Source organism: Steroidobacter agaridevorans (assembly GCF_009932555.1).
GTDB lineage: Bacteria > Pseudomonadota > Gammaproteobacteria > Steroidobacterales > Steroidobacteraceae > Steroidobacter > Steroidobacter agaridevorans.
Window position 1 is genome coordinate 48,758 of record NZ_BLJO01000011.1, and the last position, 22,644, is coordinate 71,401.

19 protein-coding genes are annotated in these 22,644 nt (G+C 62.7%); 3 read left to right on the forward strand and 16 right to left on the reverse strand.

Features of this window, described 5'->3' with window-relative positions; all coding sequences use genetic code 11:
• The first annotated feature begins 93 nt into the window (after positions 1-93).
• The 3 genes from GYH35_RS31585 to GYH35_RS31595 are packed head-to-tail and all read left to right on the forward strand — an operon-like array spanning position 94 to position 3,379.
• Entirely contained in the window at positions 94-624 is a 531-nt protein-coding gene (locus tag GYH35_RS31585; protein ID WP_161815535.1) for a YfiR family protein, read from the forward strand.
• Positions 621-2,993 (forward strand): hybrid sensor histidine kinase/response regulator, encoded by a 2,373-nt coding sequence (locus GYH35_RS31590; RefSeq protein WP_161815536.1) that lies wholly within the window; start codon positions 621-623, stop codon positions 2,991-2,993. The genes GYH35_RS31585 and GYH35_RS31590 overlap by 4 nt, the downstream gene beginning before the upstream one ends.
• Before the next feature lie 32 nt (positions 2,994-3,025).
• On the forward strand, positions 3,026-3,379 hold the full coding sequence (locus GYH35_RS31595; RefSeq protein ID WP_161815537.1) for a hypothetical protein: 354 nt from the start codon (positions 3,026-3,028) through the stop codon (positions 3,377-3,379).
• A gap of 3 nt (positions 3,380-3,382) precedes the next feature.
• On the opposite strand, the gene GYH35_RS31600 is transcribed toward GYH35_RS31595, so the two are convergent.
• The 16 genes from GYH35_RS31600 to GYH35_RS31675 all read right to left on the reverse strand — a co-directional run bounded on the left by GYH35_RS31600 (position 3,383) and on the right by GYH35_RS31675 (position 22,613).
• Positions 3,383-4,156 (reverse strand): SPOR domain-containing protein, encoded by a 774-nt coding sequence (locus tag GYH35_RS31600; protein WP_161830482.1) that lies wholly within the window; start codon positions 4,154-4,156, stop codon positions 3,383-3,385.
• 20 nt (positions 4,157-4,176) lie between these two features.
• Entirely contained in the window at positions 4,177-4,482 is a 306-nt protein-coding gene (locus GYH35_RS31605; protein WP_161815539.1) for a cytochrome c, read from the reverse strand.
• Positions 4,483-4,562: 80 nt separating this feature from the next.
• On the reverse strand, positions 4,563-5,327 hold the full coding sequence (locus tag GYH35_RS31610) for a type III pantothenate kinase (protein WP_161815540.1): 765 nt from the start codon (positions 5,325-5,327) through the stop codon (positions 4,563-4,565).
• Between the two features lie 5 nt (positions 5,328-5,332).
• Entirely contained in the window at positions 5,333-6,370 is a 1,038-nt protein-coding gene (locus GYH35_RS31615; protein ID WP_161815541.1) for a biotin--[acetyl-CoA-carboxylase] ligase, read from the reverse strand.
• 8 nt (positions 6,371-6,378) lie between these two features.
• Complete coding sequence (gene plsY / locus GYH35_RS31620; protein ID WP_161815542.1) at positions 6,379-7,023, reverse strand: glycerol-3-phosphate 1-O-acyltransferase PlsY; 645 nt, start codon at positions 7,021-7,023, stop codon at positions 6,379-6,381.
• A 9-nt stretch (positions 7,024-7,032) separates the two neighbouring features.
• On the reverse strand, positions 7,033-7,983 hold the full coding sequence (ctlX, locus tag GYH35_RS31625) for a citrulline utilization hydrolase CtlX (RefSeq protein ID WP_202624914.1): 951 nt from the start codon (positions 7,981-7,983) through the stop codon (positions 7,033-7,035).
• Positions 7,984-8,018: 35 nt separating this feature from the next.
• Positions 8,019-10,019 (reverse strand): alginate lyase family protein, encoded by a 2,001-nt coding sequence (locus GYH35_RS31630; RefSeq protein WP_161815543.1) that lies wholly within the window; start codon positions 10,017-10,019, stop codon positions 8,019-8,021.
• A gap of 10 nt (positions 10,020-10,029) precedes the next feature.
• Positions 10,030-11,454 carry an AMP-binding protein gene (locus GYH35_RS31635; protein WP_161830483.1) on the reverse strand — a complete coding sequence of 475 codons (1,425 nt, stop codon included), beginning with the start codon at positions 11,452-11,454 and terminating at the stop codon, positions 10,030-10,032.
• A complete protein-coding gene (locus GYH35_RS31640) occupies positions 11,405-12,493 on the reverse strand; it encodes a glycosyltransferase family 4 protein (protein ID WP_161830484.1) in 1,089 nt (362 codons plus the stop codon). The genes GYH35_RS31635 and GYH35_RS31640 overlap by 50 nt, the downstream gene beginning before the upstream one ends.
• Positions 12,486-13,664, reverse strand: coding sequence for a glycosyltransferase (locus tag GYH35_RS31645; protein WP_161830485.1), 1,179 nt, complete (start codon positions 13,662-13,664; stop codon positions 12,486-12,488). Before GYH35_RS31645 ends, GYH35_RS31640 begins: the two co-directional genes overlap by 8 nt.
• Before the next feature lie 11 nt (positions 13,665-13,675).
• Positions 13,676-14,812, reverse strand: coding sequence for a glycosyltransferase family 4 protein (locus GYH35_RS31650; protein ID WP_161815547.1), 1,137 nt, complete (start codon positions 14,810-14,812; stop codon positions 13,676-13,678).
• 51 nt (positions 14,813-14,863) lie between these two features.
• Positions 14,864-16,171 (reverse strand): O-antigen ligase family protein, encoded by a 1,308-nt coding sequence (locus tag GYH35_RS31655; protein WP_161815548.1) that lies wholly within the window; start codon positions 16,169-16,171, stop codon positions 14,864-14,866.
• Between the two features lie 258 nt (positions 16,172-16,429).
• On the reverse strand, positions 16,430-17,458 hold the full coding sequence (locus GYH35_RS31660) for a sulfotransferase family protein (RefSeq protein ID WP_161815549.1): 1,029 nt from the start codon (positions 17,456-17,458) through the stop codon (positions 16,430-16,432).
• Between the two features lie 108 nt (positions 17,459-17,566).
• Positions 17,567-19,063, reverse strand: a complete 1,497-nt coding sequence (locus GYH35_RS31665; RefSeq protein WP_308683824.1) for a lipopolysaccharide biosynthesis protein — start codon at positions 19,061-19,063, stop codon at positions 17,567-17,569.
• Positions 19,029-21,053, reverse strand: coding sequence for a glycosyltransferase family 39 protein (locus GYH35_RS31670; RefSeq protein WP_161815551.1), 2,025 nt, complete (start codon positions 21,051-21,053; stop codon positions 19,029-19,031). The genes GYH35_RS31665 and GYH35_RS31670 overlap by 35 nt, the downstream gene beginning before the upstream one ends.
• Before the next feature lie 27 nt (positions 21,054-21,080).
• Positions 21,081-22,613, reverse strand: coding sequence for an undecaprenyl-phosphate glucose phosphotransferase (locus GYH35_RS31675; RefSeq protein WP_161815552.1), 1,533 nt, complete (start codon positions 22,611-22,613; stop codon positions 21,081-21,083).
• Positions 22,614-22,644 lie beyond the last annotated feature (31 nt).

Consider the following 22,644-nt stretch of genomic DNA (forward strand, 5'->3'; position numbering starts at 1 on the left):
TCACGCACAATGCACCGTAATGAGTGAACTGCATCGAAGATTGAATTGAGTGCGCCACCGACGCACGAACCGACGCCCGAAGATTCGATCCAAATGAATTGCCTTCTGCACATCGTCGCGATGCTTGTAGCGCTCACGGTTGCTACCGCCAGCGCTCGCGCCGATGCAGCCACTCAACGCGAAGATCAGTTCAAAGCCGCCTACGTGTTCAACTTCGTCAAATTCGTCACCTGGCCCGACCCTGAAGCCACCGGCAACCTGACGATTTGCTTCGTCGGCGGCGACGGTGTGTACACCGCGTTGAGCGCCGGCATCGCCAACAAGCGTGTCGGCGCCCGCCCGCTGGCGGCGCTGAAGATGGACGAGAGGCTGGCTGCGAATGCGTGCGACGCTCTATATATCGAAGCATCGAGGGTCGCCGGTTACCGGCTGCCTGTCGAAGAGGCCGTCCTTACTATCAGCGACGCCGCCGACTTCACTGCCCGAGGCGGAATGATCGGCTTGTTCACCGAGAATCACCGGCTGCGCTTCGCCATCAACGTGCAGAGCGCACAGCAGGCCGGCCTGCGCATCAGCTCCGATCTGTTGAAACTGGCCGCCGACGTGCAGCGGGGGCCGCGATGAGAGTGAAGCAGTGGTTCGAACGGCTGCCGATCGGCGGCAAGCTCACGCTGCTCGCGATCCTGGTCAGCGGCATGGCGCTGCTGCTCGCCGGCCTGGTGCTGACCATCGCCGACTATCGCACCGATCAGAAGGAGATGTGGCGCCGGCTGGAAACGCAGGCGAACATCACGGCACGCGACAGCGAAGCCGCAGTGGCCTTCGACGATCGTGACGCCGCGACCCGATCGTTGTCCGCGTTGAGCGCCGACTCCTCGATCGTCGCGGCGGAGATTCACTACGCGCACGGCGGCGTGCTGGCCCGTTTCGGCCGCGACCTCAGCGGCGCCGCCGACCGCGAGCAGTTCGTCCATGTGCACGCCGACATCGTGCTCGACGGCACCATCGGCTCGGTGCACCTCTGGGCCAATCGCAACGAGCTGAACGAGGGCATAGTCCAGCGCATCCTGCTGCTGGCGGTGGTGATCGTCGGCGCGCTGGGATTCGCCAGCCTGGCGGCGCTGGGCATGCAGCGCTTCATCTCCAAGCCGATTCTTGCTCTGTCACAAGCGGCCGAATGCGTCACTCGCTCCCGCGACTACAGCCTGCGCGTGCACGTTCATAACAACGACGAGATCGGCCGGCTGATCGTCGCGTTCAACGACATGCTGGGACAGATCGAAGGGCGCGACGCCGAGTTGTTGCGCGCACGCGATGAATTGGAACAACGCGTCGCGGCCCGTACGCACGAGCTGGCAACCAGCAACAGCCGACTGGCCGACGCCACGAAACGGGCGACCGAGTCGGCGGCCAGCGCGAGCGCGGCCAACAAAGCGAAGAGCGAATTCCTCGCCAACATGAGTCATGAGATCCGCACACCCATGAACGGCGTGCTCGGCATGACCGATCTGCTGCTCGACACGCGGCTCGATACGATTCAGCGCGACTACGTGCAGACCATCAAGGACAGCGGCAGCGCGCTGCTGACCGTGATCAACGACATTCTGGACTTCTCCAAAGTCGAAGCCGGCAAGCTCGAGCTCGAAGCCGCTGACATGGACCTGCGCGACACGCTCGAAGACGTGGCCCGCCTGCTGTCGGTGCAAGCGCATGCCAAGGGCCTGGAAGTCACATTGCAGATCGATCCGGACCTGCCCGCGGCCGTCCAGGGCGACGCCGGACGTGTCCGGCAGATCCTGTTGAATCTCGGCGGCAACGCCGTGAAATTCACCGAGTGCGGCGAAGTCTCGCTGGCGCTGAGCGTGCTCTCGAACGATGCGCAAGGTGTGTTCGTCCGGTGCGAGGTGCGCGACACCGGCATCGGCATTCCCGCCGATCGGATCAAGGCGCTGTTCTCGCCGTTCACTCAGGTCGACTCGTCCATGACCCGGCGCTTCGGCGGCACGGGCCTGGGATTGTCCATCGTGCGGCGACTGGTCGATCTGATGGGCGGCGACGTCGGTGTCACGAGCCGCGAAGGCGTGGGCTCGACATTCTGGTTCACCGCGCGCTTCAGGAAAGGTCATCCGGTGACCGGCGCATTCTCGGTGCTGACGACGGCGATCCGCGGCAAGCGCGTGTTGATCGTCGATGACAACGCCACCAATCGCAAAGTGCTCACGAACCAGCTGGAGATCTGCGGCGTCGAGCCGGACGTGGCGAGCAATGCGGCCGAAGCGATCAAGCGGATGCGCGAGGCGCATGCGAAGGGCGCGCCGTTCGACGCTGCGCTGCTGGACTATCAAATGCCCGGCTGCAATGGCGCCGAGCTGGGCCGCAAGATCGTCGCGGATCCGCAGTTGAAAGCGACTCGCTTGATCCTGCTGACCTCTTCCGGACAGCGCGAAGACAGCCGCAACTTTGCCGAGCTCGGTTTCGGCGGGTATCTGCTCAAGCCGGTCACGCAGCGGGATCTGATCAAGACCTTGCAGCTCGTGCTGGCTCAGCAGCCCGAGGTGTGGCACCTCCGGTCGCAGCCCATCATCACCGGTGAACGGCTGCACTCGGCGGGGTGCAACGAGAAAAAAGCTCACATCCTGCTGGCCGACGACAACATCGTGAATCAGAAGGTCGCGGTGCGGCTGCTCGAAAAGCTCAACTATCGAGTCGATGTCGTCGACACCGGACGAGCCGCGGTCGATGCCTGGCAGTCGGGCAACTACGATTTGATCCTGATGGATTGCCAGATGCCGGACCTCGATGGCTACGAAGCCACGCGCGAGATTCGCAAGGTCGAGAACGACGGCAAGCGCACTCCTATCATTGCCTTGACCGCGCACGCCATGAAAGGCGCGGACGAGGAATGCAAGGCGGCAGGCATGGATGGCTATTTGTCCAAGCCCATCGATCGCGCCTTGCTGCAAACGACGCTCGCGGGCTTTCTCGGTCGCTGACGATTGCGGATACTCGGACCATGAGTATCCGCATGACGACTCTTGCACTGGCGCTGATTACTCTCGCGGCGTGCGCAACCGTACCCAACCGCCCGCCGCGACCGGCGACATCCTCGTACGGATGTATGGAAGCCGTCGTGAAGGAGAAGGTGCCGTCGAATCTGCCCGATAAGAGACAACACTGTCTCGCCGGCGGCTTGATCGCCCGCTATTGCAGCGGCAGCGAAGCGTACCTGGCCGGCGCCGGCAAAGAATTAAAGGATTTGTTCGGCGGCGGCGACGCCGAATGGGGCGACTGGCGCGCCGATCGAGCCGGCATTGCCTGTGCCCGCTCCGCCAGCGACGACGACCAGCTCGCGAAGTGCTGCGAGCAGAGCGGTTATTGAAGATCAGCCCGACTGCGGGCAGCCGCGCAATTCCAGGCGCAGAATACGGCTCTGGCCAACCTGGAACACACTGGTGTCGATGGTCTGGCCCGGCTCCTTCAGATCCACATCGATCCAGAACACCGAGCCGGCGCGCTTGCGATCGCTGATCTGCGGATTCAGACCGATCGCTTTCACTTCTTCGGAGCGGCGCTGCGCGCGCTGATAATCGGAGAACACGCCCAGCGACAGCACGTTCGGCGGATCCGACCCCGGCATCAAATAAACATCCGTGATGCCGTTGGCGTTGAGCGTTTTGAGTGCATCCTCGGCGGCCTCGCGCGTCGCGAGGTCGCGAACGCTGACCCAATAGCCGGTCCACAGCTCGCCCTGCTCCACCCGCTGACGTGGCGCGAATCCCAGACTGCGCAGAGTGGCTTGTGCTTGCGAGGCCTGACCCAGATCGGCGAACGGGCCGACGCTGCTGCAGGTCAGCGCATCTTCACGCGTCGTCTGTTCAGGCGCGGATGGGGGCCGCTGCACGGTGGTCGGCGATTCGAGCGGCGCAACTTGAGGCGGCGTGATGTCGCGCAGATCGGCGACGCGCTCTTCCTCTTCTTCGGGCTGTGGCTGCTCGGCCGGCTCGTTCTGCGCTTCTTTCGCCAGCACGATGCGAGGCGGCGGAGCGGCTATGCGAATCGGCACGCGATCGAGGCTGCTGACCTGCACATCGATCACTTGGGACCAGATGAAATACAGGGCGTTGACCAGCAGCAACAGCAGACAGAACGCGCGCATGCAGTAGTTATATCGAGCGGCTAGCGCCGCTTCTTACCCTTCTGGCTGCTCTGGCCCCAATACGCGGCAATGTCCGCCACTTCGGCCGGCGTCAATTGCAGCGGCTTCCGATGCTTCACCTTGCCGGCGACGATATCGCCGATCAGGCTTTCCAGCGAGGCCACGCTTTCGCCTTCCCAGTCGTCGGCCTCGTGGCATTCGATGCATTTGGCCTGGGAGGCGGCCTTGCCGGCCTGCACGTCAGCCGCGAGCACCGACAGCGGCCACCAGCCCAGCGCCAGCAGCGCCGAACCCGCGGTCAGTCGTCGGAATCTCGATTCGGCCATCCCAGCGTCCTCAAATTGCTCTCCGCCTCGATCGAGCCGGATGATACACGAAGGCTCCCGCATCACCGTGCCCGGCGGGATCAGGCGGCGGATGATTCAGGTAACGCAGCGACGACCGCCAGACCTCGCAGCACCAGGTCGGGAATTTCTCTGCCGGGCGAACGGATTGACCCCTGCAGCCGGGCGGCTGCGCCACCGGTGAGCAGCAGCACTGGCGGCTCGCCGAGCTGCTGTTCGAGAGTTTCCATGGCGCGCTCGGTCAGGGCCGCGAGCGCCTGGATGGCTCCTTGCTGAATCGCGCCCAAGGTGTTGTCGGCAAACAATGCTTCCCGGGCCTGACCGCCCGCTGCGCGCTGGGCAATATCACTGGTGTTCTTCAACAGACTGGACACCATCAGCTCCGGGCCGGGCACGATCACACCGCCCAGATGCTGGCCACCGGCATCGAGTCCGTCGATGGTCATGGCCGTTCCAACGCTGACCACGCACAGCGACCGCGGCTCGAGCGCCCGCCCGCCCAACAGGCACAACCATCGATCTACGCCCAGCTTGGCCGGCTCCGGATAGGCATTGCGAATGCCGGCCTGCGCAGCCGGCGAATGAACGAATCGAGGCTCGATCCGCCATGTTGTCGCGACTGCCGTGTGCGCCAGCTCGCCCAGGCGCTTGCCGCCGACATTGGCGATCCACACACGCTCGGCTCGCGGACCCGAGCTTAGAATCTGCTGAACGAAATCATCCGGCGTCCAGTTCGAATGCACCGCGGCGGACTGCGGGCCCATGCCCCGCTCATCGAAGCGCGCCCATTTGATGCGTGTATTGCCGATGTCGATGAGCAGCAGCATCGCGATCAGCCCTTCACGGCGCGCAAACTGACTTCACCCGAAACAAACTTGCGCAGCTCGCCATCGACATCGACCAGCAATGTGCCGTCCGCTTCGACGCCGCGCGCAAACCCCATCGTAATTTGCGAGCCGCTCATGACCTTGACCGGAGCATTGGCCAGCGTGTCGAGCTCATGCCATTCATCTTTGAACGGCGCGAAGCCGCTCACCGTGAACGTCTGCAACATGGCCAGCAGCTCGGTAGCGAGCGCGCCGATCAACACATTCCGGGTCGGCGTTTTCTCGCGCATGATCTCGTGAATGTCGGCGATCAAAGCGGCCTCGCGCTCGGCGAGCTGCATGCGGATCGCCGCCGGCATATGCATGTTGATGCCGATGCCGATGATGACTTGCGCCGGACCGGCCGATTCGCCGCGCATCTCGATGAGGATGCCGCCGAGCTTGCGGCCTTGCCATTGCAGATCGTTGGGCCACTTCAAACCGACGCCTTCGATGCCCAGGCGCCTGAAGGCCTTCACCACCGCCACGCCGACCGCGAGACTGAGCGCCGAAAAGGTCGGCGGCGCCTCTGTGAATTGCCAGCCCAATGACATGCAGACGCCACTGCCGAACGGCGCGATCCAACTGCGACCGCGCCGGCCGCGACCGGCGTTCTGCACCTCAGCCGTGCAGAGCTGGAAATGTCCGGCTTGCGGCGGCGACAACTCGGCGACGAACCGATTCGTCGAATCGACGGTCAGCAGCACGTCCGCCCGCTCGAGCTGCGAACGAGTCGCGGCGGGTAACGAAGCAACGATAGCTTCCTTGTCGAGCAGATCGATGGCGCGCGGCAATCGATAACCCTGGCGAGCCACCGATTCGATGTCGACGCCCAGCGCCTTGAGCGAGTTCATCAGCTTCCAGACGCCGCCGCGCGAAATCTTCAGCTTCTTCGCCAGTTGTTCGCCGGAATAGAACGAGCCCTCCGCCAGCATGGCGAGCAGCCGCTGCCGGCGTGCCTGGGCTTGAGTCTTGGGGGTCTGGGCCTTGCTGCTGGTGGGCATCGTTGCGATCAGCGGGGGCGCAGCAGCCAGAGGCGCCGGGCCCGGTTTTCGGTGCCGGCACGCATGCGTTCGATGTTGCCGCGATGGGTGTAACAAACGAACAGAGTCATCACGGCGCCGAACACCAGCACAGCGGTCGACGGCTCGGCCTCGGTGATCGCCAGATAAATAGGAAAGGACGCGACGGCCAGCATGGTGCCGAGACCGACGAACCCGGTCAGCATCACGGCCGCGAGCCATACCCCGAACACGGGCAGAATGGCGACGGGCTTCAGTCCGATGAGCACGCCGATCAACGTCGCCGCCCCCTTGCCGCCGCGGAATCCATACCAGACCGGATAAACGTGGCCAACGACGACCGCCGCCGCGCAGGCCACTGCCAGCCAGTCGCGCTCGACCTGTGGATCGATGCCAATGCCCGGCAGATTCATCGGCGCCAGCAAGCCGGCCGCGAGCCAGCCCTTGCCGATATCGATGATCATGACCCACAGCGCGAACGACCAGCCCTGGGTGCGCAAAGCATTGGTGCCGCCGGCATTGCCGCTGCCGAGCTTACGAATGTCCACACCGCCGCGCAGCTGGCCGACCAGCAAGCTGCCGATCAGCGAGCCCAGCAGGTAGGCCAGCAGGGTTTTGACGCCAAGTTCCAACATTTGGCGAAATTATATGCGTTTCTTCTTGGGCAGATGCAGCTCGGCGAGCATGCAGCGGACGCTGCCGCCGCCCAGCTTCTCGATGGTCGGGATGGACGCGGCGACAATCGGGCCCGAGCTCGATTCCAGCGTTGCTCGCTGCTCGGCCGTCAAGGCGTCGAGCGCCTGCTGCGACATGGCGACCACGCTGCCGGTGAGCGAGGAGCCCAGTTCCAGCATGTTGCCGGCGAATGAATTCATCTGTTCGAGCGTCAGATCCACGACCGCCCGCCCCGTGCCACGCAACTGGCTCAGCACGCCGTCGCGTTCATCTTCCCGAATGGCGCTCAGGCAGACGGCGGCAAACCGTTCGCCAACGGACATGAGTACATTGGTGTGATAGATGGCCTTGCCGCTGGCGTCGTGCGCCTCGAACGCGACGATGTCGTAATCGAGCTGTTGCGCGAAATCGCCGAGCACATCCAGATCGGTGCGCGGGGAAACGCAGGCATAAGCCACGCGATGAATGCGATCGAGCACCAGGCTGCCCGTTCCCTCGAGATAGCGGCCGGTCTGTTCGTGCCGGGTCAGGTCGATGACCCGGGACGCATGAAAGCCATGCTTCGCGCTCAACGCTTCGATCAGGTCCAGCCGTCGTTCGAGCCGACGGTTCTCGGCGAGCATGGGGTACAGCACGACCGTGCCGTCGGCATGAAAGCTCACCCAATTGTTCGGGAAGATCGAGTCCGGCGTGTGCGGCTCGGGCGTGTCATCGAACCTGTGCACGGTTACGCCCGCCTTTTCCAGCGCGGCAGCGAGACCATCGAACTCGCGCAACGCCGCGGCCTGATTGGCCGCATCCTCAGTGCCGGAATCGACCTGTTGGAAGGCGTTGGACGCGCGGGTCTGAGGATTGCCGGCGAAAGCCACCGGCCGGATCATCATGACGTCGCTCGAGGTTTGTCTATCGGCCAGGCTCATACTGCCCCCTAACGTTAGGGCGGCATTATCGCGCCTCAGCTCTTGAAGTCGATATTGAATCGGGTGACCAGCCGGGCTGCGCCATCGACGTGACCGGTGGCGATCAGCGTGGTCGTCGGCACTTTGACGTCGAAACTGCGCGATATCCAACCGGTGGGCTCGGGACGCTCGACACCGCGATGAACATTGCAGCGCAGCTGTTCGGGCAGCGTCATCGATATCAACACGTCGCCGCAGGACACGCGGACGTCCCGGCCGTTCGCCACGACGGCGCACGCTTCCGCGAAGTGCCAGAACATCTCGATCCGATGCGGACCGTTGCCGAGCAACTCGTCGGTGACCTGCAGTCGCGATTGCTGCTTTTCGAATTGGATCTCGCGGCGATGAGTCACTGGATGTTTGAGCCGCCCGTAGCCATCGTGACTGGCGACCCAGCGATCGACCAGTGGCGTACGCTCGAGGGCGATCAAGTGCGCCTGGGCATGCTTGACCCACAGGAAATTGCCGCCGCTGACCGACTGATCGACCCCATCGACCCGCAGGGTGTTGTGCGCCGAGGTGCCTTTGAAATAATCGCGCCACGCCCGTTGCGTGTGGTAGGCGTAAGTGCCGGGATCGATCAATATCTCCTGGCCGCCGACGCTCAGCGTGAATGACAAGGCATCGGCGTGACCGTGCGCGGCGATCGACAAATATCCCAGCGGGCCGGCATCGGCGACGATGCGCACTTCCCGATTCGTTTCGAAGCGGTCGCCGAGAATGTAATAGCCGGCGTTGGGGAAATCCTTGCGAATGGGCAGCGACACGCGCGACATGTCGATGGCCTGGAATCGGGCCGCCGCAGCGTCGCCCAGCAGCCAGCGCGTCTTATCGTCGACGTCCTGGCTGTCGTGACCGGCGTTCGCCTTGAATTTGAACTCCGCCGAATCGAATAAAACCGCCCCGGTCGCGAGCAGCGACCGATAGACGTCGCCCACCTCCGGATCGAGCCTGGCGATGACGGCATCGTCGGCGTCGCCGAAGTTCGGCACGGATCCGCCGCCATCCATGATGCTCGCAATGTATTGAAGCATCGCTCGCAAGCGATGCCAGTAAGCCGTGCTGAAATCGCAGCCATTGGCCCGGGCGATCAGGCCGGCGACCGCCATCATGTCGGCGACTTCGTGGTGGTACCAGTTTGCCTGCTCGCGATTGACGCCGTCCTCGGCGTTCTGCAGCAGCATCTCCTCTTCGAGCTCGCGTTGCGCCAGGTTCTTCCAGCGCCGGCTGCGTTTCCACAGCGGCCATGTCAGTGAAGCGACGAACAGTCCCATCAGTTCGCCGAGCAGATGATTGTTCGCGGAAGAGTAACGCGAGAAATGGCCGGCGATGAAATGGCAATGCTGATACACGCTGGTCAGCCAGCGCTGCTTGAAGACCTCGCCCTCCGAGCCTTCGAAGATCGGCGAGCTATCGCCGCCCAGCAAATGCCAGGCGAACGACCAGTTCACCAGACGAATCGAATGTTCCAGACTGCTGGTCCAATGCACGCCCGACGGATAGGGACATTGATCGAACCACGATGCGAGCAGCGTGCGGCAGCCCTCGGCATATTTGTCGTCGCGCGTCAGGTGCCAGGCCTGCGCCAGTGTCACGAGCTGCGCATGGCGGCTGGGCTCCCACAGGTACTTGATATCGCCGACCAGCTTCTCGTCGCGATAGTTCAGGGTCTTGCCGAATTGCAGCGGCGCTTGCTTGCCCGTTTTCGGATCGCGATTCCACTGCGGCGGAAATCCCAGCGCAGCCGCCGACATCGCGAAGACAGGAAAGCGGCCGTCGAGAATGTCATCGGCGGCGCGGCGATATTTGTCGACGTTGAATGCCGTCGGCAGCGTTGCAACCCACGGCGCGCCCGTTCTTTCCGGTGCGGGCGGCGGAGGCGCGGCGGAATGCAGGCCGAACTGCTCGACGCTCGCCTGGACCCGTTGCTTGACCCGGTAACCGACTTCCCACCCGCTCATCGCCGACAGACGATGCAGCTTCCACTTCAAACTCATGGCTCGAGCCTCACGCGATATTTCCGTGGGCACGCGTATTGTTCAGCAGCTCCTTCACCGGCGGCCGATGAATGACGAAAGGCGTCTTGCCGCGGGCCGTGCGCTCCAGCGCGGTCACGCTGCGAATCTCGACGTGCATACTCCTTGGCAACTTCTCGCGGGCGTTGTGCATCAGGCGGTCGCGGTCGCGCTCGCTGTACTCCTTCATCGGCAACACCAGAATCACGACTTGGGCCGCGCTTTCCTGAATTACCTGGATGCGCACGATGTTGGCCACGTCGCGCTGGAAGTGACTGATGCCCGTCACCTTCACACCTTCCGGCGTGATCAGGATGTCGCTGTCACGGCCCAGCACGCCGGTGAACGTTCTCAAGCCCAGCGCCAGCTCCTCCAGTTCGTGCTCGCCCCATGCCGCCGGCACGCGGATCAGGTCGCCGGTGCGATAACGAATCAACGCCATCGATCGATTCCACAGCGGCGTGCCGACGACCTCGTACAACCGGCAATCCCCTTCCACGCCGGCGGGCTCGAATTCCACGTGGGCATAGCCCGGCAGGAATCGATATTCGCTCTGCGCGGTCGCGTAGGCGAAGGCCACGCGCTCGGCCTGGCCGTAATAGTCGAGCAATCTGCAGCCGAGTGTCTCTCGTGCCGCATGCCAGACTCGCGGATGCAGCACTTCGGACGAACACAACACCGCCGGAATGCGCACTCGCCGCTCGACTCGCTTCAGCAGGAAGCACAACGCTTCGAGCGATGTCGGATAGCCGAGCAAACATTCCGGAGCGAACTCTTCGATCGCGCGAGCGTAGTGCTCGATCGTCGCGGCATTCAAATGTGTGGACGAGAGCACCAGTCGATTGCCGCCGCCCGCATGAATCCAGTACGGCGGCTTGAAGTCGTTGGGGTCCTTGATGCTTTCGGTCCGCAGAACGGCGCACCTCGCGGAGCGCGCGTCGACGCCGACCTTTTGCATCATGCGATCGATGCACACCTGCTCGAACACGACGGAAGGCAGCGAGCGGACCAGGTCGAGCGGAGCGCCGGACGTGCCGCCCGTATTCGCCTTGATCGTGAATAGCCGCGACCCGACCGCGAACGCCTTCGGAGCGGCGCGCACTCTTGCTTTCGTCAGCAGCGGCCAGCTTGCGATATCGCGACCGCCACGCACGCTCTTTCCATAGCCACTGCGGCTCGCCGGCCAGAGCACTTCGCCGAGCCGATCGCGCGTCCATTGGCGACGCTCGTTCAAGCCGCCCCGCTCGAGGCGTTCCAGCTCGCGTTGCGCATCGGCGTAGAACAGCGGATTGCGTCGGACGGCCGTATCGCCGACCTGAAGCTGTTTGAGTTTTTTTACCAGCGCTTGCATGCCCGTGACGCTCGCTTCAGCCCGCACGTCGACCGTTGCCGTTGGCAACGGAGCGGTACACGGCACACATGCGATCCGAGTACTGTTTGACACACAACGGTTCCACGGTCGCGCGCGCGAGGCGCCCCATGTGGACACGATCCTCTTCTTGCAACACCAACTTTTCGATGGCTGCGGCCAACTGCGACACATCGCCCGGTTCGATCAGCAAGCCGTTCGCGCCATTCACCACATATTCCGGAATGCTGCCGACCGGCGTGCAGATGGGCGGCAATCCCCAAGCCATCGCTTCCAGCAGCGACATCGGCAACCCTTCGGTATGCGAAGGCAATACGAATGCGTGCGCAGCCGCCAGCAGCCTGTCGCGCTCCGCCGGATCGACCCATTCACGAACCTCGACCACGTCCTGTACCCCGAGTTTGTCGGCGTGCTCGCGCAACTGAGGAACTTCGCCATGGCCGGCAAGGACGAACTGCACGCGAGCGCGACATTCGGGCGACAGCCTGGCCACCGCCTCCGTCAGATCGAACACGCCCTTGCGCTGGGAAATCAGTCCGAAATAGACAAAGCGGATTTTGCCGCCGAGCTCGCGCACCGGCACGCTTTCCGGCAGCACCACGGGGTTCGGCAACACGACGATGCGATGCTTGGGCACGCCGATGGATTCGAAGAATGCTTTCCATCCCTCGCCGAGCACGACCAGACGCTGCACGCTCTGCAAGGTGTTGAGTGTGATCGCACGTGTGGCCGGCGACATGTTCGCCCAATGTTTCTGATAGCCGCCGCCATGCGCGTGCATGATGACGCTCGCGCCGCGCGCCAAGGCAACGCGCGCCAGGATGATCTTGCGGATATTGCTGGCGCCGCTCGCGAAATGAATGTGGACCACGTCGGGATGCCGATTCAGCTGCAAGGTCAGCTTGGCGACGGACTGCGCGAACGTCACGGCCTTGGTCCACTTGCCGCCTTCGACCATGGTCGCAATGTGAGTGGCGTGAACGTTCTCCGGCAAGGCGCTCAACAGCAGCCGCTCCACGCCCGAAACGCCGCCACGGACGTTCAAGCCAGGGCCGAGCATCAAGACGTTGGATGATGACTCACGCATGGCTCACCGACTCACGCGTGCCGAACATGCTCTGATAAGACGCCAGCATGGCATCCCAGGAGAACTCGCGCTGCGCCCTCGCGGATGCGGCAGTAGCCATGCGAGTGCGTAGCACATTGTCCAGGCGCAATCGATCCAGCAGCTCGGGCAACTGTTGCGGCAGATCGGCCACGTCGACGATGTAACCTTCCTTGCCGTGCTCGATCATCTCCGACGCGCCGCCGGTGCGGGTCAGGATCACCGGCAATTGCATGGCCATCGCTTCGAGCGCCGCATTCGAGAAGGTCTCGGACAGCGACGGCAGTACGAATACGTCGAAAGTTCTCAGCGCCGCGCGGACATCGAGCAACGCGCCGGTGAACGTAATTGCTGCCGAGATGCCTCGTTCGGCAGCCCGTTGCTCCAACGCCGATCGCAGCGGCCCGTCTCCCACCAGCATCAGATGCACGTCGGCGCCGGTAGCCCGCAGGTCTGCAACCGCATCGACCAGCGGCATCTGATTCTTCTCGGCGACCAGCCGACCGACGCTGCCGACCACGAACGCATTCTCACCGATGCCATAGTGAGCCCGTTGCCCGACAGCGCCCGCACGCGCCGCTGCAAACCTGTTCAGATCGACGCCGTTGTAAATCACGCTGGACTGCGGGCGCATCGGACTGTCGGCGGTCAGCCAGGCATCTCGCTGCAGCTCGCAGCCGTACACGGTCCAATCGAGATATCGGAGCACTCGCATATAAAAGCTGCGCTTCCACGCCGCCCCCCGCCGCATCTCAGTGGTATTCATCAATCCGATGGTGCGCGGACGATGCCGGGCCCCGCGGGTGGCTGTGACGACATACAACGCGGGATAGAGATTCACAGATACCAGGTTGCGTGGGCACTGCTCGTCGATGAGGTCTGTCAGCGCCGCATGCGCCTTGAGCGAGAACCGACCCTGTCGGGACAGAAAGAACGTCGCCACGTTTTCGCCGATGTCCTTCAACAAGGTCGTGGGCTCGTTCAAGTAGGCAATGCCGATGCGCATGTCCCGCGCGCTCAGAGCATTGGCCAAGCGTACGATTTTCCTCTCGGAGCCGCCGACCCCGAGATTGTTCAGCACGAACAGAACATCCATTTCAGCGCCGCCGGCGGGCCGGAGCGAGGCGGCTTCGCGAGCCAACTTTACTTCCACGCTCGACATCTTCAACCACTCGTGCCGTAACGCAGGACCTGCGCGGCGCTCTGTGTCCCCAACATCTCCAGATAGCGGCTGGCAATGTGTTTCGGTCCGAACTGAGCAATTGCGTAGGCACGCGCCCGCTCGCCGATGCGCTCGCGTTCCTCGCGATTCGCGAGCAGCCGGGTGATGGCGTGCACCATGTCGTCGAGATCCGTCGCGGTATGCCCGAGCTGACGCTGCTTGATCAGAGAGTCCGGATCGAAGAATGCGACCACCGGCACGCCTCGCACCCAGGCCTGCAGGAACGTGTTCGGAAAGCCTTCGATCTGCGAGGTATTCAGGAATATTTTCGCGCGGCTGAACATCGTTCCCACATCGGTATAGGGCACCGCGCCCGGACAGGTCAGATTCGGTATCGACTGCGCCGCTTCGGTCACAGTCCGGTAATAGTCCTCCGCGCCGGGCAGCGCGCCGCCGGCCAGCGTGAAGCGCACGTCCGGCATCCGCCGCGCCAGCTCCAGAACGATTTCCGGCCGCTTCACCGGCCTGAGATTCGAGACCCACAGCACGTCGATGTCTTGCTCCGGCTGCGGGCCGCTCGGCATTTCCACGGCCATGTCGAGCACTTCGCTCTTCAGCCCGTAGTTCTGCTGTAACAGAGTGCGTTGTTGTTCGCTCTGCGCGACGATCAGGTCGGCATTGCGCAAGCCGTACTCGTAAATCTTGCGATCGCGCCAGTAGCGGATCAATTGCTTGCCGGGAATGCACGCCAGGTCCGAGGCGATGCGCGAGATGAAGCGTTTGCCATGCCGACGGCAGAACCATGCGGTGATGCCAGTGGCCGCACCCGCCGGCGATTGGTAGTAGATGTCGGCGTCGATTTCGCGCATCGCGCCGATCATCCCGGTCAGCCGCGGATGGGCAAAGCGCAGGACTGGAATGCCTTCATCGCGTGCATAAGGCGCGACCGCGCGGATCCCGTCGACATCCGTGAGCCGGCCCTGGCCGTGATCGTGCACGATCATCGATACATCGTGACCGAGATCGCGCCACGCCCGCGCCAGCAACACGTGCTGCACGGATTCGCCGCCCACATACTTCGCTGTCTTCAGCTTTGCCAATTGCGGATAGTCATCGAGCCCGACAATGCAAATCTTCATCGGCCATCCAACATAGCTAGTTCGACTGTACACATGCCCGAGTCGCTGTTTTTAGTGACGAACGGCGCCGATCCAGCCATACGGGTCCCCTCGTTGCGGCGCCAGCGCCGGTTGATTGACAGTGACGGGTTCCAGCGCGCGCTCGCGGGCGATCATGGCGAGCCGCATGCTGACGCCGGCATATGCCCAGAAATAGATCCAGGGCACATAAAGATCCACAAAGAAGGTTGCAGCCGCATACGCGACTGTCGCGACCACGAAACCGGCCAGCGGGAAGCGCAGATGTGCTGGCGCCATCGCGAACGAGCGCAGCGCCGTGCGCACCGGAATCACCAGCAACGCCACGCTGCAGATCAGGCCCGGCAAGCCCAGATTGAACCATTGCGCCAGGTAATAGTTATGCGGCGAATACCGGAACGGCATCACCCAGTAAGCATTCCAGCCGAAACCGGTGAGCAGCGTCTGCGGATGCTGGAACATCATCGCAATCGCCGTGCTCCAGATTTCGGTGCGGCCCGACGACGTGCCGCCCAGGTCCTTGGTGCTGAACCCGGAAACCACGCGCTCATACAACAGATCGCCGAAGCTCAGGCTGACGATGAGCAGAATGACCAGCATCGCGCCGCCGGCCATCAAGCCCCAGCTGAAAATCTTGCCTAGCGACAGGTAACGCCGGAACAAATAGGCGCCGGCCAACGTGGCCACGAAAGTCGCGACGAACGCGCCGCGCGACACCGTCATCAATAGCGTGCCGGCAGTGAGCGCGGCGGCCCCCATCCAGAACCACCGGCGCCAGCCTTTCGTGCCCACCGCCATCGCGACCGCGGCCGGCAATGTCAGCGCGACAAAAGCGCCATATTGATTCGACTCGCCCACTGCGCCCTGCACGCGGCCGTCACCGCGACGCTCGATGTCGCCGATCTGCACGTAGCCGAAAGCGTCCAGCACTGCGACGAAGTGCGAAACGATCCACGACAGCAGCAGGCACTTCAACACGAACGTCGCATCTTTCTCCGTGCGCGTGCCATAGAAGAACACCAGGAAGAACAGCATGTAGTCGACCGCGCGATTCTTGAGGTCGAAGGCGCTGGTGAGGATGTCGTAGCGCGGATACTCGATGAACAGCGCGATCGCGAGGTACGTAAGAATGGAATAGCCGACCAGCACGATGAACGCGACATTCATGGACGGCAGCTGGATCTTGAACTTGTGGCCGTTGGCGTAGCTGAACACCAGGCCCATCACCAGCATGTACAACAGGAAGTTCTTGATCTTGACGCCGGGCGCGGGCCCCGGGTCCCAGTTGAACACGCTACTGAGCGTAAGAAACAGCGTGAGCGCCGCCAGCAGGTAACGCATCAGCAGTGCCCTCCTCGCTGGGCCATGGCGCGATCGGCCACGACTCGATGGGTGTGAATGGGCCGGCTAACTCTGACGTACACGTCTGCCTCGGTGGAATCCGCTGTCACCGTGAGTAGAGCAAGTTGCATACCAGCAAGGATCGTCAGCGTGGACGGCATCCATTGCGCGAATCCATCCGTATCCAGGCCCACTTTAGTTGTAATTATTGCAAGCGACGCTTCAGTACTTACACTGACGTGCGTTCACATCGCACGGTCAGCGAGCCATCCGGTGGTGAGTCGTATGGAAGCGCACAGCCGCAGCCACTCCACGACGCGACATCCCGTTCGAGACCAGATGCGCGCCATCTTTCAGCTTGAGCATGTACTGCGCTAGCGCGGACATCGTGCGCTGCTCTGTGGCGCGAATCGGCGTGTAATCCATCGCCCGCATGCAGTTCCAGGCCAGCGATTCGATCGACTCGATTTCATGCGGCTTCAGGCGAGTTTCGAACTTGCGGAAGTTGTCGCGCATGATTTCGTTGCGGCCCGCGGCGTAACCCCGTTGCTCCACCGATTGCGACAGCTGCGTGAGATCGGCGCTGAAATCCAGATCGAGGAACTGACAGATGCGGCGCATCTGAGTCTCGGTGTTCTGTAACAACTCCTCGAATCTCACCTCGAGACAGCGCTCGGGCAAGCTGAGGCACTGACGGTGCGCGACCGTCACGTCCTTTCCCCAACGCCATGCGGCGCGGCGAATATCTTTACCCCAGGCGTTGCGCATGGAAACGCAGTGGTCGCGCACGTCGCGCACGATGTGCAGAATTCGACCGACAGGGAAATGGCGCACGATCAGCGGAATCTGTCGGATATACGCCGGCGACTTGTCGACCCAAATCAGACCCGAGCCGCGCTCGGCATCGAGCTCGTAGCGCGCGAAGCCTTCGAACAAGCCGCTCACATCGAAGCGGCCGTTACAGGCGCTGCGCCAGTCCTGCCAGCGAAACGGGCCACGCGTTGCGGGACGAAAGTTGAAATAGTTTGCGCCGCTCATCGCATTCGCCAACTGCTCGAACGCTTCGGCAGTCGCGGGCTCGCCATGCTGCACGAGCCATTGATCGATGAAGGGCAGAAAGTCGGTCTCGGCTGAAAGACTGCGGATGCGAGGATGTTTGCTCAACAGACCGCGCAAGAGTTTCGTGCCCGACCGCGGCATGCCGACGATGAACAACGGACCTTCCCACGCGCCCACCGCACTTACGTCGACCGGATCGGCGTGTCCGGAATATCGCTCCAATGTCATGGTAACTATCTCGTTACGGCCCAGTGACCGGGGTGTAACCACTGGGACGCAATGCGTCGTCCGCGCCCAAAGTTCATTAACTAAAGGTTGCGGATCAGCGACAGTTACTCAGGATTTCGCGGGCGCCGCCTCCGTTTTACGCAGTCGGCCCAACATCGCCGTGACTTCGGGCACGCGGAACACCACCAACAGCACCAGGAACAGCGCCATGAAAACCGTCGAGCCGAGGATCACGCCGATCAGACCGAAATAGTCGGTCCAGAACGAGCCATAAAAAATCGTAGCGGCCAGCAACGCGGCGAGCGCGACTTTACCCAGATCGGTCCAACGCGCGAGCTCCTTCAAGCTGATTTGATACGCACGCATGGTACTGCGACTGAGCACCAGACCTTCGGTCCAGCGCGAAATGACGAATGCCAGCGCCGCGGCCGGCAATCCGAAAATCGGCATCACTGTCACGAGCAACAACAGGTTCAGCAGAATCGCGAACAGGCTGCTCGTAACGATTGGCGCGGTCTTGTTCACGGCGCGCAACGCGACGCCGAAGTCGAACACCTCACGCACCAGCACGAGCAGATAGATCTGGAAAATCACCACCGCGGGCTCGTAACTGGCCGAGAACAATGTGACGACGAACGTGTGTGCGAACTCGAACAGCACCACACCGGCCGCAGTCAGCAGAATCATCGACACCACCGTCGAGCGTCGCCACAGCGCCAGAGCGCCCTCGCCCTTCGTGCTCTTCAGCGCGGCAAGCTCGGGCAACACCGCATCCGACACCGAGTTGCGCAGTACGCCGATGACCGGCTGGATGTGAGTGCCGATTGCGTAGTGCGCCAGCGCGACCACACCGAGGGTCTTGGTGACGAACAAGTTGCCCAACGACTTATTGAGCGTGACCAGGATCAATGCCAGCCCGACCGGCCAGCAATAGCGGAACTGCTCGCGCCAGCACGATTCCTCGCCGCTTTGATCGATGTTGCGACTGGCGCGTCGCCACGCGATCCATGAGCCGGTAATGCGCAGCGCCTCGAGGCCGATGAGCGACCAGACGATGGGCATCACGTCGCGCCAGATCGAAGCGGCCGTCACGACCACCAGAATGCGCGCGATCAAACGACCGGTCGTGTAAGCAAACACCGGCACGGGCTGTTTCTGCGACAGCCAGTAGAACTCCCAGAAATCCAGATTCACGAACAGCAGCACATAGATCGCGACCGGCAATTGCAGGCCGCCGAGGATGGCGCCGTTCGAGAAGTAGTCCGCGAGCAGCGTGCCGCCCACGACCGTCACACTGGTGCCCAAGGTCATGGTCACCGCCTGCCGCACCATCTGCCGCACACAGTTCGGGCGCGACGGAATGAAATACAGCAGGCTGTTGTTGATGCCGAAAGCGCAGATGGTGGACAGCAGCCCGGCGTACAGCAGGAACTCGCGATAACGGCCGAACTCCTCGACCGTCAGCAGCCGTACCAGCAGGATGGGACTGATGACCACCAGTCCCTGATTCATGAACCGCGTGATGGAAATGATCGCGGTCCGACTGACTAACCCGGCGATGACTTTACTCCTACGGCGGAACGACACTCGACGACGGCGGCGCACCGGTGGCGCGCCAGACCTGTGTCAGGCCATCCCGGCCCTCATAAACGACCTCGAACTGCTTCGAGTGCAACACGGGATCCATGTCGCCTCGCATGCCCTTGCGCTTGTCGCTCTGATTCTCGCCGCTGCCGATGACGAATATGCGATTGCCACGTTCCCTGCTCAGCAACTGTTCCAACATGGCGGCGCTGCTGATGACGCCGGCCCCCGTGTAGAAATCCTGGATCCGGCCGTTTTTCAGCTCCACGTAACGGCGTGCGTGATGGCGGCTCATGAGCCAGTAGTCGACGCGGCCCAGGTAATACGTCTGCTGCAAAACATCCTCGGCGATGATCACGTCGGCATCGACGATATTCTGAGCCTTGATGAATTCCGCGGCGCCTTTGTGATCGGGGTGCGACTCGTATCCCGAATTCACCGACGCGACCACTTCCACTGGATTGACCACCAGGGCTGTCGTGATCACTGCAGCCGCCGCTTGCGTCGGCCGGCCGGCGAGCCACGTTATATTCCGCCCCGCCGCCCAGGCCTGCAGCCAGTCGATGACCTTCTGCGCGAAGGCAAATCCGCACAACATCATCGGCAACAGCGATGCGACCGTATAGCGCGGCGGCAGATTCCAGACATAGAAGCCGATCGTGAACATCGGGATCCAGACGGCGAGCATGACCAGCAGCACGTAGTCGGTGACCTGGCGGCGTTTCATCAAACGCCACAGTCCCCACACGACAGCAGCCAGCGCCAGCAGGCCCGCCACTTCCGAATATTGGAGGATGCGCAGGTAGGGCCAGATGCTCGGCTGCCCGACCAGCGCCCCGATCACTTTCTGCAAAGAGCCGGGCGTCGACGCCAGCAAGCTGAAATGAATCAGCGCCAGCAGCGCGCTGCCCAGCGCGAAGATCTGGAATCTGCGCCAGATACGCGGCCCGCCGAAACGTCGCGCCACCACCGCCGCCGCGACCAGCAGCAGAAAGGCGATGTGATAGTAGAGCCGCAGTTGTAACAGCAAGCCGGCCAGCAACAGCGTCGCAACGCTGATGGCGGCGAACCGCTGGGGAATCACGCGAGACAGATGAATCGCGAAGAACGCGATCGCCAGGCCCGCGATCCACAACGCTACCTCGAAGCTCAGCGCGAACGCCTGCGGCGCACGGCTGCGATCCCACAACGGCGCGCCCAGGTCGGCAGCATATTCGGGCGGCGGCACCGGATACTGCGAATCCACCCAGCCATTGATCAGCAGGTACGACACCATGACCAGCGCGGCGGCGATGCTGCCGTAGAGCAGCTTGCGAAAATCGCCTTGCAGGATGCCAGGCATCAGGAACAACAGAACGGTGGTGACCGCGAGCGCATGCAGCTCGATGCCGATGATCAGCGCAACGACGCCGCCGATCAGCCAGCCGATGCGCCCGCTGCGCTCCCACGCGAACACGCACACCATGCAGCCGGCAACGGCCGCCAGCAGGAAGATGTACATGCGCGCCGTCTGCGAATACACGATCATCGACGGCAACAACGCGATGCTGGCAGCGAAGGCGAGATTCCAGTACGGCCGCAGGAAACGACGGCCGGCAAGCCACGACCACCAGATGGTCAGCACGCCGCACAGCGCCGAGGGCAAGCGGAACGCCCACTCGGATTCGCCGAACAGTTGCACCGAGCCGGCCATGAGATAGAGCTCGGTCATGCCGCGCGGATAAAACAATCCACTCGGAAGAATCGGCGCGCCGTCGCGCACGATGCCCATCACGGCCATCGCCATGGTCTCTTCGTCGCCATGCAGGCCGACATTGCCCAGCCCCCAGAAGCGCAGCCACGCGCCGATGCTGACGATGACCAGCAACATGACCCGGTGCGCGAGCTGATCGCGCTCCAGCGGCGCAGTGATGCGAAACAACTCGGAGAGCGAGCGCATGAAGCCGCTCACGTGATCCGCCAACGTCGGACTCACTGGCAACAACCCGCGATTGGCCGCATCTGAGAACATGCACGACCCCTTATAGTAGTGGTTGTTCTAATAAGCCTTATCGGTCTTGAATAGTTTCGGCACGGTGAGCACCAGGATCTTCAGATCCAGCCACAGCGACCAGTTGCGCAGGTACTCCAGGTCGCAATGCACTCTGCCCTGCATGTCCTGCAGGCGCGGCGTCGGGCCGCGGAAGCCGCTGATTTGCGCCAGCCCGGTGATTCCCGGCGGCACTTTGTGCCGCACCATATAACCCTTGATCAGTCGTCGATATTCCTCGTTGTGTCCGACAGCGTGCGGGCGAGGCCCCACCAGACTCATCCGGCCCTGCAGAACGTTGATGAGCTGGGGCAACTCGTCGAACGAACAACGGCGCAGGAAACGTCCGAGCGCGGTCACGCGCTCGTCGTTGCGACTGGCTTGATCCAGCCAGCCGGCATCCTCGGTGACGGTCATGGTGCGAAACTTGTAGATCACGATTTCGCGACCGTCCAAGCCGTATCGGCGCTGGCGGAACAACACCGGCCCCTTGCTGGTCAGCTTGATCGCGGCGGCAATCGCCAGCAGAAACGGCGCGGCGGCGACCAGCACCGTCGACGCGATGAACAGATCCATCAGTCGCTTGGCTGCGCCCCGATAGCCGTAGAACGGGCTTTCGCGCATGGCGATGACCGGCACGCCGAGAATCTCGCCGGTGCGCGCCTGGAATTGATCGGACACCAGCACGTCGGGCAAGTAATAAAGCGACGCGGTGGTGTCGCCGAGCTTGTCCAGCAAGTCCTGCACTCGCCGGATGTGCCGCAGCGGCAGCGAGATGAAAATCACATCGATGTCGTTCTGCTTGATGTACTCGGGCAACTGCGACAACGGGCCGAGCAGGTTGTGGGTATCCCCCGCCTCGAGCCGCTGCGCGCTACGGTCATCGAAGAATCCGTGCACGCGCATGCACAGCTCGGCGTGTTGGGAGAAACGTTCGGCCAATTGCTGACTCGTATTGTTATAACCGGCGAACACGGCTTTGCGCCCGTTGCTCGGCCGGCACAGCACGCGCCGGGCGATCTCATCCAGCAACAGCATGCTGGGAATCAGTAGTGCGGGCGTCGCCACTGCCCATATCAGTATGGCGGGCGTCGAATACGCGCGCGGATAACCGGTGATCGAACCGATCGTCAGCAATGCCAGCAACAACACCGACCAGCGGATCAGCAAGCCGCGCGACACGACCATGCGTGGCGCGATCAATTCCGCCGCCGGCGTGCGCGGCGATTGCAGCAACGTAATGGAAAGAATGGTGACGATGATCGTCACCGCACTGAAAGAGTCAGTGGAAGCGGTGCCGGTCAGCTCGGCCAGCACGTACAAAGTGAGAATCGATACAGCCGCCGGCGCAGCCGCGCGCAGCGAGAAATAAATGGCTGCCAGCGCCGACTGACGTTTGAAGAGCAGCGGCGGCGTGATGTCGTAGGCCGCGATCTGCTGAGGGATGGGAGTGTCGGGAAGCTTTACTTGTGACAGCCGCGGCTGCGGCGCGCCCGTCAGCTTTACTGTGCTTCGGACCGCGCTGTCGGGAACTGCGCTCATTCAATGGATCCACGGAATCTTGAGAACATTC